12 protein-coding genes are annotated in these 12,722 nt (G+C 46.3%); 4 read left to right on the forward strand and 8 right to left on the reverse strand.

The genetic code is table 11. The annotated features are described in order from the left end of the window. Nucleotides 1-35 precede the first annotated feature (35 nt). From menE to HRQ85_RS18570, 6 genes are all read right to left on the reverse strand, one after another. Complete coding sequence (gene menE, locus HRQ85_RS18545; RefSeq protein WP_172380330.1) at nucleotides 36-1,472, reverse strand: o-succinylbenzoate--CoA ligase; 1,437 nt, start codon at nucleotides 1,470-1,472, stop codon at nucleotides 36-38. 64 nt (nucleotides 1,473-1,536) lie between these two features. Further along, on the reverse strand, nucleotides 1,537-2,544 hold the full coding sequence (gene menC, locus HRQ85_RS18550; RefSeq protein WP_172380331.1) for an o-succinylbenzoate synthase: 1,008 nt from the start codon (nucleotides 2,542-2,544) through the stop codon (nucleotides 1,537-1,539). 75 nt (nucleotides 2,545-2,619) lie between these two features. Beyond that, a complete protein-coding gene (menB, locus tag HRQ85_RS18555) occupies nucleotides 2,620-3,486 on the reverse strand; it encodes a 1,4-dihydroxy-2-naphthoyl-CoA synthase (RefSeq protein WP_017060170.1) in 867 nt (288 codons plus the stop codon). A 102-nt stretch (nucleotides 3,487-3,588) separates the two neighbouring features. Continuing rightward, entirely contained in the window at nucleotides 3,589-4,389 is an 801-nt protein-coding gene (gene menH, locus HRQ85_RS18560; protein WP_048661466.1) for a 2-succinyl-6-hydroxy-2,4-cyclohexadiene-1-carboxylate synthase, read from the reverse strand. A 9-nt stretch (nucleotides 4,390-4,398) separates the two neighbouring features. After that, a complete protein-coding gene (gene menD, locus HRQ85_RS18565) occupies nucleotides 4,399-6,123 on the reverse strand; it encodes a 2-succinyl-5-enolpyruvyl-6-hydroxy-3-cyclohexene-1-carboxylic-acid synthase (protein ID WP_172380332.1) in 1,725 nt (574 codons plus the stop codon). Continuing rightward, a complete protein-coding gene (locus HRQ85_RS18570; protein WP_172380333.1) occupies nucleotides 6,120-7,427 on the reverse strand; it encodes an isochorismate synthase in 1,308 nt (435 codons plus the stop codon). The genes menD and HRQ85_RS18570 overlap by 4 nt, the downstream gene beginning before the upstream one ends. Before the next feature lie 296 nt (nucleotides 7,428-7,723). On the opposite strand from HRQ85_RS18570, the gene HRQ85_RS18575 reads away from it, so the two are divergent. The 3 genes from HRQ85_RS18575 (at nucleotide 7,724) to HRQ85_RS18585 (ending at nucleotide 11,109) form a co-directional block, all read left to right on the forward strand. Beyond that, the gene (locus HRQ85_RS18575; RefSeq protein ID WP_048613093.1) at nucleotides 7,724-8,956 is read left to right on the forward strand and encodes a pyridoxal phosphate-dependent aminotransferase; all 1,233 of its coding nucleotides are present in this window, start codon (nucleotides 7,724-7,726) and stop codon (nucleotides 8,954-8,956) included. Between the two features lie 169 nt (nucleotides 8,957-9,125). Continuing rightward, nucleotides 9,126-9,710 carry a 5'-deoxynucleotidase gene (gene yfbR / locus HRQ85_RS18580; protein WP_017060613.1) on the forward strand — a complete coding sequence of 195 codons (585 nt, stop codon included), beginning with the start codon at nucleotides 9,126-9,128 and terminating at the stop codon, nucleotides 9,708-9,710. A gap of 55 nt (nucleotides 9,711-9,765) precedes the next feature. Beyond that, nucleotides 9,766-11,109, forward strand: a complete 1,344-nt coding sequence (locus HRQ85_RS18585) for an anti-phage deoxyguanosine triphosphatase (RefSeq protein WP_172380334.1) — start codon at nucleotides 9,766-9,768, stop codon at nucleotides 11,107-11,109. Nucleotides 11,110-11,135: 26 nt separating this feature from the next. Here HRQ85_RS18585 and HRQ85_RS18590 read toward each other — a convergent pair whose 3' ends face one another. Beyond that, nucleotides 11,136-11,735, reverse strand: coding sequence for a tRNA-uridine aminocarboxypropyltransferase (locus tag HRQ85_RS18590; RefSeq protein WP_048607909.1), 600 nt, complete (start codon nucleotides 11,733-11,735; stop codon nucleotides 11,136-11,138). A 9-nt stretch (nucleotides 11,736-11,744) separates the two neighbouring features. On the opposite strand from HRQ85_RS18590, the gene rrtA reads away from it, so the two are divergent. Further along, a complete protein-coding gene (gene rrtA, locus HRQ85_RS18595; protein WP_172380335.1) occupies nucleotides 11,745-12,293 on the forward strand; it encodes a rhombosortase in 549 nt (182 codons plus the stop codon). Here the strand turns inward: rrtA and HRQ85_RS18600 are convergent. Further along, nucleotides 12,284-12,583 carry a ComEA family DNA-binding protein gene (locus tag HRQ85_RS18600; protein WP_048607905.1) on the reverse strand — a complete coding sequence of 100 codons (300 nt, stop codon included), beginning with the start codon at nucleotides 12,581-12,583 and terminating at the stop codon, nucleotides 12,284-12,286. The genes rrtA and HRQ85_RS18600 overlap by 10 nt on opposite strands. Between the last annotated feature and the right edge of the window lie 139 nt (nucleotides 12,584-12,722).

The following is a 12,722-nucleotide window of genomic DNA, read 5'->3' on the forward strand; positions in this document are numbered from 1 at the left end:
ACCGTGTATTGCGCTTCATTTTATTGCTCTTCGCTCTATTTAGAACGAGTCTGCTGTAACCACTGCGCCAATCCAGCGCGCGAAACCTTAATACCCTGTTGTTCCTGCTGAGGCATTCGATAATACTCAACAGGAAATTTGAACCGTTCAAGACGACCAGTTAACTGCTCGATAAACCATTCTTTGGTTGGCAGATCAGCACAATCGACAATCGCTGCAGGTCGGAATCCGAACTCATCATCTTCAATGGGAACAATAAAAGCCTGATTAACCTCAGACAATTGATTGAGTACTCGCTCAATTTCTTCGCAATGAATGTTCTCACCACCAGAAATAAACTGATTGTCGGCGCGACCAATAATCGACACTTGTTCGCCAACCCACTCACCAAGATCTTTGCTATCAAACCAGCCGTTGTTATCAACTAATGGCGTTAATTTACCTTGATAGTAATACCCAGAAGCGAGCGTCTCGCCGCCAATAAAGATACGTTGTTCTTCAATTTTTAGCTGGCGATGGTTAAGGACAAAACCGGCGGTGCAGCTGGCATCAACGGGCTTCGCGGTTACGGTTGAAGCCGCTTCGGTCATGCCGTATCCAAGCCATGTTTCGATGCCCATTTGTTGAGCTTCGAGCCCAAGTGCCTCTGGTATATGACTACCACCCAAAAGTACATGCGTTAAAGTAAGTGCTTGCTTACTCTTTAACAATCGATGTAGTTGAGTAGCGACCAATGATGCATGACTGCATTCTTCTATATCGGTTTCAAGCTGACCTGTGCCTATTTTGATGCAACCACCAGCTGCCAACCAACGATGAACTATCGCCAGCCCCGACACATGGTACATAGGTAAACTCAGTAACCAAGTGTCACCTTGTTGATAGCGAAACACCTCAAGCAGCCCTGACGCAGAACATAAGTGCTGCTCAAGTGTATGACCGACCGCTTTTGGGTTTCCGGTAGAACCTGAAGTGAATACGATGCTCGCTAGATTTTGCGGATTGAAGTTGGACTCTTGAGATGTCGTTATCCAACTGTCATCACCATCGACCTTCACTTCATTTAAACAAGGTAAGGTCACCAACTGAGTATTCAAATCAGCAGTCTCTGATTGCTCTATCCCGCTATTGCCCAAGAGCCAAAGGTAGCTTTGTTGATCGGCTTGATATAAGGAATCGAGCTTTTGCTTCAGGCGTAAACTAGGCTGAGGCATCGTAAACGCACAAACCACACCCAAATTGAGTGCGGCAAGGTAAGCCGGGATCACTTCAGCTTGATTCTTACCAACAATCGTCAGTACATCACCTTCAGATAGGCCTTGATGAGATAGCTGTTGTTGGTACTCACTAACCAACACAAACACTTGCTGCCAAGTATAAGTACGGTGAGTGGTCACTAACGCTAGTTGAAGTGGGTTTTGCTGCGCCCACTGTACCCAGAGCGGGTGATGATTAGATTGTGGGCGCATCATATGATAACCAAAAATAGATTAAGAACTTGTTAAGCTAACTAAATAGCCATTCAAATAGATCGGCCTAAGAAGACCAAATCAATTGTTGCTGTTCAAGTGTAGAGACAGGCAACTGACTCCCCGGCCAAGAAACCTCTAGCTGCTGCTTGAACAAGCCAATCGTATCCAGCCCCGGCACTTCGTTTGGCAAATATTGCTGCGCCAGACGAGCAATCTGAGTCAGACCTAGGCTCGACTCAATGCTTGAGCTCAATACAGGTTTTATTCCAAGCTTCTGTGCACGCTCAATGATTGCCACACAACGCTCGACAGAACCAATAAGAGTTGGCTTGATCACGACTGCTTTAACGCCAGTAAGGTCGCTAAGATCAAACTCTGGGCTTCGCACCGCTTCTTGCAGTGTCTCGTCCCACGCAATCGCGACACCATGGTCGATCGCAAAGGCCAAGCTGTCTTCTGGCTTTTGGCAAGGCTCTTCAATAAAGCTAATGCGCTGACGCAGTGACGGCGAAATGTATTTAATAAACTGCTTCGCTTTCTCTGGCTTCCACGCACGGTTGGCATCAAGTCTTAGGGTCAAATCAGGGATCGACTCAAGGAATAAGCTAACCAGCATGCCATCGCGAATCGCTTCGTAGAGGCCAACTTTCACTTTCGCGACCTTCTCGCCTTGCATCTCGTTAAGTACAGGGATCAGTTCATCTGGATCGCCCGTACACAAAGGCGCAGCTTGGTAGTTACCTTGAGCGTTAAGATCGCCTCGCAATTCCATCATCGCCATTGAAAAGCCAAACGCGACAGAAGGATACAGCTCGTCGAAAGGCGTTTGAGGCTTATTGTGGCTCCAAAGCTCTAATTCGTGTTGAAGCTGAATGCCAGCTTGTTCGGCATCTTCTTGGCTAAAACCGGGCAAAGGCGCAACTTCGCCAAAACCAGTTTTACCATCACACTCAAGTTGGATGATATAGCCAACGCGTTCGTTCAACTTATTGTCACGAAGAACCACCCCACTATCCATAGGTAATTGATAACGGTAAAGTTTAGCGTGACGCTGAGAATTCACTGAGTTCATAAAGTTTCCTAAAAAACGGGGAACATCAAAACAAAACGAGCCGCTATTAGCGACTCATTTTGAAGAGGAGAAAGACTATGGATTACGCGGGAACTTGTCGAAGTCCGGTCGACGTTTCTCATTGAATGCGTTGCGGCCTTCTTGGCCTTCCTCTGTCATGTAGAACATCATGGTTGCGTTACCCGCCAACTCTTGTAGACCGGCTTGACCATCACAGTCCGCGTTCAGAGCCGCTTTCAAGCAACGCAGTGCCATTGGGCTGTGTTGAAGCACTTCACGACACCAACGAACGGTCTCTTTTTCTAGGTCAGCCACAGGAACAACGGTGTTTACAAGGCCCATGTCCAGAGCTTCTTGTGCATCGTAGAAGCGGCACAAGAACCAGATTTCACGTGCTTTCTTTTGACCAACGATACGAGCCATGTAAGAAGCACCCCAACCGCCATCGAATGAACCCACTTTAGGACCCGTCTGACCGAACTGCGCGTTTTCAGCGGCAATCGTAAGGTCTGCCATCATGTGAAGTACATGACCGCCGCCTACTGCCCAACCCGATACCGCTGCGATAACTGGTTTTGGACAAGTACGAATTTGACGTTGGAAATCAAGTACATTCAGGTGGTGTGTGCCTGAATCGTCTTGGTAGCCGCCGTAATCACCACGAATACTTTGGTCACCACCAGAACAGAACGCCTTCTCACCAAGACCCGTCAAAATGATCACGCCTACTTTCTCGTCGTAACGAGCGTCAGCCAGTGCATTGATCATCTCTTTTACGGTTTGTGGACGGAACGCATTGTGGACTTGAGGACGCGCAATCGTGATTTTTGCAATACCATCGTCAGATTTGTGGTACTGAATATCTTCGTATTGACTGCTTTCATCGCTCCAGTTAACTGCCGCGTAAAGTTCTTCTTCTGTGATGCCTACTGTTTTAGCCATGGTGATTCCCATTGTTCTATTAGAGACCACGACTAACAAGTAGTCGTGACGGTGTTGCTCTGCTTTTGATAGTGCTTGATACGAGAGAATCGCTCAGTCAGATTAACGACGACTGGCGATACATTGGATTATCAGGTTGGAAAACAGCTCGGGTTGTTCAAAATGAACATTATGACCCGCGTAATCCACCTGACTATATTCAAAGCCACTATTCTCAGCTAGCTCCATGAATTTACGATCTTTTTCTCCACATACATAATGCAATAAATGCTCATGAGATTTCAATGTGGCACGTAAATCCGGTTGCTTAGCTAACGAAGTAGATAACAACATATTTGCTACGGATACTCCAAGGTTACCACTACGCTTTATGACCAAAGTTTGTCTTTGCTCATGATTTAGTGAAGAAAAGACGCTTTGTTGATACCAATCGTCTAAAACATCTTCAATCGACTGCTGTGCAAAGCGAACAGCCCATTGCGTATCATGTACTAACCTTTGTGCTCTTTCTTCATCACATTCCAAGCCAAAGTTGCCACCTTCAATGATGACTTTCTCTAGGTTGAGTGTCTCAAAGCAAGGGCTGGTCACCCCATACATAGCGAGCCTTCCGCCCATAGAATACCCAATCACTACGATAGGATAATCGGCAGGAAGATCGTTGAGAGCCAGTTGGGATGTGATGCACTGGACAATTTTCTTGCAGCAATGATCAAACCCTACCGGATCGATAAAGCGACTTTGTCCGTGTCCGGGTAAATCTATGCAAAGGAGAGGAAAATCCTCGAGGAATGGATGACATGCACTCCAATCATCCCCGCTTCCGAGTAAACCATGTAAGAAAACAAGCAAAGGTTTGTCAGAAGAATCTTGTACAGCTGGGTAATAATCGGAGTAAAGCATGTAAAGTCCTTAGGCTAATGCCTCGGTGAGCATTGAACTGAATTGTTTCAGCAAAGTAGACGCTTGTTCGGGAGGCGTCTTAACTTCCACGATCAAGGTACCCTGACCCTGTTCGAAATGTTGTTCGATAATGTTTTGATAGCAGTTCAAGGTTTCTGGCGCAGCGTACCCCAACTGGAATTGCGCAGCTGCGTGTTCAAAACTGAAACCATGAGGCATTTGATAAAGTGACTGTTTCTGCTGTTCTGGTACCGGCAATAAATCAAAGATCGCACCACCATCATTATTGGTCACAACAATAACCATCGGCGTTAAATTATGAGTCAGCAGAGCCAGTGAGTTGAGGTCGTAAAGCAGAGAGGTATCGCCAATCAACATCAACAAAGGATTCTGGTTGGCTTTCACTACACCCGCAGCCGTTGCCACCAAGCCATCAATGCCCGATGCCCCACGATTGCTGTAAACCCAATTCGCAGATATTGACGACAGCATATCCACCAGCCTTACCATCAAGCTGTTTCCCACAAACAACTCTCTGTCTTTAAGTCTAGACGACAAGTCAACTGCAACGCTCAACTCGGTCAGTTGATCATTATTGGATATTTGCGCTAATGCCAATTGTTGAACCGTATTCGCGATTTCGACCAAAGGTGCTGCCCAACCTGCATGTTGACCTAACAAGGTGGGTAAATGCTGCTCTGACACCCATGACTCGATATCAGCAACAATATGGGTTTGAGGCAGATGATCTTGGTTGATTCGGTGCGTATCTGGCGACACAACAATGTATTGTGATGAGCAGAATGATGAAGCTTGCGACTTTATCCAATGATTAAGGCGCTTAGAAACAATACGCTCACCAAACTGAAGGATGAAATCACATTGGTTGAGTTGCGCTTTAGCTACGTCACTCTGCATCCACAGATCATAATGTTTCCAATCACTTGTGACACCTGATTGAGGGTCACAAAAAACTGGCCAACCTAATGCAGTGGCAAACTGCTGAGCTTTTGTCGCTTGTTCAATATCTAGCGAACCGAGAATAACCACACCCTTGCGTCCAAGATACTCACCTGGAGCAATCGGTTGTGTATTCACTTGATTAGGTAAAAACGTTTGGCTGTAACAACCTGTTCCCGACTTCCACCCTGAGATACTGGATGTGTATTCCGCATACATTTCCGCGCTATTCGCAGAATATAGAGGCTCAGGGAACGGACAATTGATGTGAATCGCACCGCCCACATTGCGTTGTTTCGCAAGCGCGCTATCAACCGATGTCAGAAGCCAATTCAAAGAAATCTGTGTGGTTGGGCTTGGTAGGTTTAAAGCACTTTCTACATGGGAAGAAAAGATACCATGCTGCTGAATCGCTTGATTAGCACCACAGTCGACCAAGTCGATGGGTCTATCAGAGGTCAGTAAGATCAGTTTCTCTCGTGTCAGCCCGGATTCAGCCGTCGCAGGAAGCAAATTCGCCACAGCGGTTCCCGATGTCACAATCACTGCAACTGGCTTATCACTTGCTTTTGCTAAGCCTAACGCTAAAAATCCAAGACCACGCTCATCAAAGTGTGTGTGTAAGGTTAACTTGGAGTTGGCTTCAGCTTCGAGAGTTAACGGCGTTGAGCGAGAGCCCGGCGCAACACAAACATGTTGAACGCCATTGCGCGCAAGCTCTTCAAGTAACGTGTGACACCAAACTCTGTTTAATACGGCTTGGTCGTGATTCATGACGCGACACCCAATGGAGGGTGATCTGAAATTAAGCTAAGCAGAGTAGACATCTTCTTATTCAGCTCTTGCCATTCATGTTCGGCAACCGATCCCGGCACGATCCCCGCGCCAGCAAACAGTTGTACTTGATCGTTTACAATCAAGGCGCTTCGAATCGCCACGCAGAATTCCGCTCGCTGATGACTGATATAGCCTACAGACCCTGCATACCAGCCTCGAGCAAACGGCTCGTGTTCTAGAATGAAATCCATCGCCTCTTTACGAGGTAAACCCGCCACCGCAGCAGTTGGCTGTAAGGCAGCAAGCAACTGCACACCATTAACGCCATTGTTGAGCTGAGCATGGATATTGCGCTTCAAATGCTGCACTTTACGCAAGCGCACTAGACGCGCATCCTTTTCAACATGGACAGTTTGAGAATGAGGAGTGAGACGCTCAATGATGTCATCGACCACATACTGGTTCTCATTGAGGTTTTTGCTGTCTTGAGAAAGCCAGTTGGCCAGTTCCATATCCTCAGTTGCGTTCTCTCCGCGACCAATGGTCCCAGCAAGCGCTTCGGTATCGAGCTCAGTACCATACCGGCTATATAAGCGCTCTGGCGTCGAGCCAATGAAACTGTGTTTAGAATCCAGCACCAACATAAAGTGGAAACTGTGGTGATTTTGCAGATAGCTGGCCTTGAGTAATTGAGCCGCGCAGATAGGCGCATCGAGCTGTAGTGTGGTTTTACGCGCTAAAACGACTTTTTTGTACTCTTCGTCGCTAATGCCTTGCAGCACTTTATCGACAAGGTTGCCCCACTGCTCTCTTTCTGGAACGTGATTAATTTGTTCAATATGGGCAGACAAAGGCGCCAATATCGCGGCTTCCACAGAAAGCTTATTCAAAGCATTAATAGAAGAAACGCGATCAGGGGACAAATTAACCGCCAACGACCAAGTATTGTCAAAGCGGATCAATTCAACCTGAGGAAGGAAGAAAAACGACTCCATGCAGCGACGGTTCTTTGCGGTGTGCCCATCAAACGAGCGTCCACCCCAGATTCGTTGGTCTTCACCAAGAATCGCGTACGCGGGTGCAGGATCTGAAAACGTATGTAACTGTCCGAGCGCAACAACCTCTTCACGAGTGTCGCGTGACTGCCAGTAGAACTTAGGAAAGAGCGGTTGAGCATGAAGCCATTCTATAAATGCAAACGATGGTTTTTGCGTTAGAACTTCAACACAACGAACTTCGCTTGCTTGGGCATTTTGTACTCGCTCAATCAAAGCGGAGATAGTTTGCTGGAAATGTGACAAATCGACCTCGTTCACATCTAAATTATTATTATATTAGTTTGATACTTTATGGGCAGTACCCACTTAGATCAAGAATGTACTATATCTTTTCAACATTCCTGTGATTTTAAGCGATCCCGCTCCTTTATTCATCTTAGCCAATAACCAAGAAAGCGATTAATTAAAATTTAGAAAAGAGTGACAACAAAAAGGCTAAACGTGACACTGAAATGCGACATTCATCAGATTTTTATTCTATCAAACGCCATTTTGCGGTACTTTAATAAAGTATTTAAATTAATTTCAGGAAATCGGCAATGCAAAATATCGGGATGTCGTCAAAACTCAACAGCGTATGCTACGAAATCAGGGGGCCTGTACTCAAACATGCTAAGCGCATGGAAGAAGAAGGGCATAAAATACTGAAGCTTAATATTGGTAACCCCGCCCCATTTGGTTTTGACGCCCCTGATGAAATCCTTGTTGACGTAATCCGTAACCTACCGACATCTCAAGGTTACTGCGACTCAAAAGGCATCTATTCAGCCCGCAAAGCGGTTGTTCAGCACTACCAGAAAAAAGGCCTACGTAACCTTGATGTAGAAGACGTTTACATTGGTAACGGCGCATCAGAGCTTATCGTTATGTCTATGCAAGCGCTACTGGATAATGGTGATGAAATCTTAGTTCCCGCTCCGGACTACCCACTATGGACAGCGTCTGTTGCGCTTTCTGGTGGTACACCGGTTCACTACATGTGTGATGAAGATGCTGATTGGTATCCAGATTTAGACGACATGCGCGCGAAGATCTCACCAAAGACGCGCGGCATCGTTCTTATCAACCCGAACAACCCAACGGGCGCGGTATACAGCCGTGATTTCCTATTACAAGTGGTTGAGATTGCCCGTGAGCACGGTTTGATCATCTTCGCTGATGAAATCTACGACAAAGTACTTTACGACGGTGCGGTACACACTTCAGTGGCAACGCTTGCTGAAGATGTATTAATGGTCACGTTCAACGGCCTATCTAAAGCTTACCGTGTATGTGGTTTCCGTGGTGGTTGGATGTTCTTAACAGGCCCTAAACACCTAGCGAAAGGCTACGTTGAAGGACTAGAAATGCTGGCCTCAATGCGTTTGTGCGCCAACGTTCCGATGCAACACGCCATCCAAACCGCACTCGGTGGCTATCAGAGTATCAATGAGCTGATTCTTCCAGGCGGTCGACTGCTTGAACAGCGTGACCGTGCATGGGAACTGATCAACAAGATCCCGGGCGTTTCTTGTGTGAAACCGAAAGGCGCAATGTACCTGTTCCCTAAGATCGACACCAACATGTACAACATCAAAGACGATCAGAAGTTTGTACTCGACTTCCTTAAGCAAGAGAAAGTGTTATTGGTTCAAGGTACTGGCTTCAACTGGCCGAAACCGGATCACTTCCGCATCGTGACTCTGCCGCACATCGAAGATCTAGAAATCGCGATTGGTCGTCTAGAGCGCTTCTTACAGACTTACAGTCAAGACGACCTCGTAGAAGGTTAATAAGCACAAAGAAAGATGGCTACAATTTGCTGTTTTAAAAGACTTTAACTTGTATTCATTCACTTCTATGCTTAAAAGGCTCCTGTTTAGGAGCCTTTTTTGTATCCGCTGTCTCGTATGCCTGTGCAAACACAAAATACGAGTGGAGTATTTTTTAGAAAGGACTCTTATGAAACAAAGCCATTTCTTTGCCCATCTCGCACGTATGAAGCTGATTCAACGTTGGCCCCTGATGCGTTCGGTCTCAAGCGAGAACATTTCAGAACATAGCCTACAGGTTGCTTTCGTGGCACACGCTTTAGCGTTGATCAAAAACAAGAAGTTTGATGGTCAGCTTAACCCCGAGCACATTGCTCTGCTTGGTATGTACCACGACACCAGTGAGGTACTGACAGGGGATTTGCCAACTCCAGTTAAATACTACAACCCGGACATTGCACAAGAGTATAAGAAGATAGAAGCCGCAGCAGAACAAAGACTGCTTTCGATGCTGCCAGAAGAGTTCCGAGACGACTTCGCCCCCTTCTTAATATCTGGTACTGCGAGTAAAGAAGAGCAAAGCATCGTCAAGCAGGCCGACACCATCTGTGCTTATTTGAAATGCTTGGAAGAGCTCAGTGCTGGCAATCATGAATACGAGCAAGCCAAGCGCCGACTGGAAGAGACACTCGAACAACGCAAAAGCCCAGAAATGGACTACTTTCTCACCACATTTGCGCCGAGCTTTGAATTATCACTAGACGAGATAAGCTAGCTGGGTATAAGTTGTTTTTAATTAGCTAAATAAAATCAATTTGATAGGTGCTATTTTGAATTCTCAACTCGAACCACCCTTTGTACTCGAACAAGAATGGCAGCATCGAAATGACGATGAACACAAAATAAGACGTGATGATCATCGCAGCCCGTATCAGCGTGACCGTGCGCGCGTGCTTCACTCTGCTGCCTTCCGTCGCTTACAAGCGAAAACCCAGATCCATGGCACCACGGTCAACGACTTTCACCGAACGCGTCTTACTCACTCTCTTGAGGCCGCTCAGCTTGGCACCGGTATCGTCGCCCAGCTAAAGAAAAAGCAGCCCGAATTTCGAGACCTATTACCCTCAGACAGTTTGATTGATTCACTGTGTTTGGCTCACGACATCGGTCATCCACCTTATGGGCATGGCGGTGAAGTCGCACTCAACTACATGATGCGCGACCACGGTGGCTTTGAGGGCAACGCTCAAACGTTTCGCATTGTCACACAGCTAGAACCTTACACTGAGCATCACGGGATGAACCTATCTCGACGCACTTTGTTAGGTCTGATTAAGTACCCTTCTCTGCTGAGTGAGGTTCAAGCTAGATTGCAGTCTGAGCCCGTTAAGCATCAACGACAACTCCGAGCCAAAGATTGGATGCCAGCAAAAGGCATCTACGATCATGATGAAGAGTTGTTTAACTGGGTGCTTGAACCGCTTTCAAACAGCGACCAACAGCTTCTAAAACAGAAAAGAAAAACGCATACCGAGCCACTTGAACACAATAAGACCAAATATAAGTCACTGGACTGTTCGATCATGGAACTGGCTGATGACATCGCGTATGGCGTGCATGATTTAGAAGATGCGATTGTGCTTGGCTCTGTGACCAAAGCTCAGTGGGTCGAATCGGCTTATCCTCAACTGAAAGAGATGGCCGACCCATGGATTTGTGAACACCTAGATTCTATTACAGAGATGCTTTTCTCTGGTGAACAGTATCGTCGAAAGGATGCCATTGGTGGGATAGTCAACGCCCTGTTGACCAGCATCTCGATTAAGCGAGTGGATGCTAAGTTTGAGAATGTGCTTTTGGCTTACAATGCGGTGCTTGAACCGAGCATGGACGGCACGCTCGATAAGCTGAAACACTTTGTCAGCGAGTTCGTGATTCAAGTGCCACAGGTTCAGGTCATCGAATACAAAGGCCAACAGATCATTATGGATATGTTTGAAGCATTCAGCGCAGATCCTGAACGCTTGCTGCCACTACCCATCAAGAAGCAATGGCTACAACATCAAGATGAGTCTCGAAAAATGCGCGTGATTGCGGATTACATCTCATCGATGACCGATGATCTTGCGCAGAAAATGCATCAGCAGCTGTTCTCGGCTCATACCGAGTTTTAACTCCTGACTCGTACCAGTGAATCGGCTTAATCTAAGTAGTTTTTCTCAAACACACCCGGCGGCATTTGATTGATTTGAAACTGAATCATTTGGTCAAATGCCGTTAGCAATGGGCTAAAGTCGCCATCACTCTCTAACAAGCTAAGCAAATGATAGCCAGCTTCAACGGTTGAAAGGCTGTTTTCACTGGGTGCTTTGCGAATTCGGTAGTTACCCTTGAGATCTTTCGGTAAATGAACCGTGTTCAACGCATGCAAGTTACTCGATACTTGCCACATCTTGAATGCCTTTTTCCACGTACCATCCAATAAAATTACACGCAGCTTCTTATTAGGACATGTCGCAGACTCAACTGAAGCAGAATTTTCGCTTGGGTATAAAATCACATGTTGGTACTGTTCATCGGCCAGCATTGCGTTGAGTTGTTCGTTGTCTGAAAAGTCTTCACCAACAAACGTCACGCTGTTCTTTAGAGACAACGAGAGAATACGCGCCGTTCCCATCGGACGATGCTCTTCTGATGGGTGCTGAAGAATGATAAGCTCAACATTCGATTCGAGTGGTGTAACCCACTGACAAATACAAGCTTTCAAAGCCTTGCTGCATTGGGGGCAATAACGAGACATGGATTTAATGTGTACCCTGTTTTAATTTTCACTTCACTTTTATGCGTCTTATTCCAATTTGAGCCAATACAAGCTTGGGTCATTTGGGATAGCAATGCGATTGCCGAGGGGCAATGGTGGCGAATCCTAACAGGAAACTTTTCACATACCAACTACTCGCATCTTCTGATGAATCTAGCAGGCTTGTGGATCATCAGCTACCTGTTTCAACCGAGTAAAAAACAGCTTGTTGTTGCTTTGCTTGTGATTAGTTTAGTGACTGGCGTCGTTCTGTTGTTTTCAAGTATTCAGATCTACGTTGGCCTATCGGGCACTTTGCATGGGTTGTTTGGCTTGTTCGCGCTCAGAGAGGCTTTAAACGGCAGGAAGTCTAGTTGGCTGTTAGTGTTCGGATTAGTCGCTAAAATCGCTTGGGAGCAGCTTATTGGTCCTTCTAGTACGACTGGTGAACTGATTAACGCTCGTGTTGCAATTGAAGCCCACCTAGCAGGAGCACTGGCTGGAGGCTTCATGGCTGTCGTTTCATTTCTAATGAATAAAAAAACGGATCAAAGCTGAATTCTTTCGCGATTCTTTTCAACCGTCGCTTCACCTATCCCTTTGACACTCACCAAATCATCAGCAGTCGTAAATGCCCCGTTCTGATCTCTGTAATCGACGATCTCTTTGGCTTTCTTGTCACCCACGCCAACCAATAGTGCTGAAAGTTCCTCTGCTGTCGCGGTATTGATATTGACCGTAATCTCAATGCCATCGTAAAGCTCAGCCTTGGTTGGGCTGTCTGCAAACACAGCAGGGCTTAAGAGCATCAGAAATGAAAGAATTAGTGTTGAATATATCGTGCGCATAAATCGTTCCTTTGTTCAAAAAACGTAACTTATGCATTCGCCGCGCTAGATAACACAATCAACAGATAAAAATAAAGCGGGTCACCTAAGTGACCCGCTTCGTTATACATCTTATTTTCATCAGCTTGTTTGTTGGCTC

Origin of the sequence: Vibrio sp. Vb339 (assembly GCF_902751245.1) — a bacterium.
Lineage (GTDB): Bacteria > Pseudomonadota > Gammaproteobacteria > Enterobacterales > Vibrionaceae > Vibrio > Vibrio coralliirubri.

Bases quoted from the DNA above. Each gene is read 5' to 3' on its own strand.
- menE (WP_172380330.1), bottom strand. From the start codon at position 1,472: ATGATGCGCCCACAATCTAATCATCACCCGCTCTGGGTACAGTGGGCG.
- menC (WP_172380331.1), bottom strand. From the start codon at position 2,544: ATGAACTCAGTGAATTCTCAGCGTCACGCTAAACTTTACCGTTATCAA.
- menB (WP_017060170.1), bottom strand. From the start codon at position 3,486: ATGGCTAAAACAGTAGGCATCACAGAAGAAGAACTTTACGCGGCAGTT.
- menH (WP_048661466.1), bottom strand. From the start codon at position 4,389: ATGCTTTACTCCGATTATTACCCAGCTGTACAAGATTCTTCTGACAAA.
- menD (WP_172380332.1), bottom strand. From the start codon at position 6,123: ATGAATCACGACCAAGCCGTATTAAACAGAGTTTGGTGTCACACGTTA.
- HRQ85_RS18575 (WP_048613093.1), top strand. From the start codon at position 7,724: ATGCAAAATATCGGGATGTCGTCAAAACTCAACAGCGTATGCTACGAA.
- yfbR (WP_017060613.1), top strand. From the start codon at position 9,126: ATGAAACAAAGCCATTTCTTTGCCCATCTCGCACGTATGAAGCTGATT.
- HRQ85_RS18590 (WP_048607909.1), bottom strand. From the start codon at position 11,735: ATGTCTCGTTATTGCCCCCAATGCAGCAAGGCTTTGAAAGCTTGTATT.
- HRQ85_RS18600 (WP_048607905.1), bottom strand. From the start codon at position 12,583: ATGCGCACGATATATTCAACACTAATTCTTTCATTTCTGATGCTCTTA.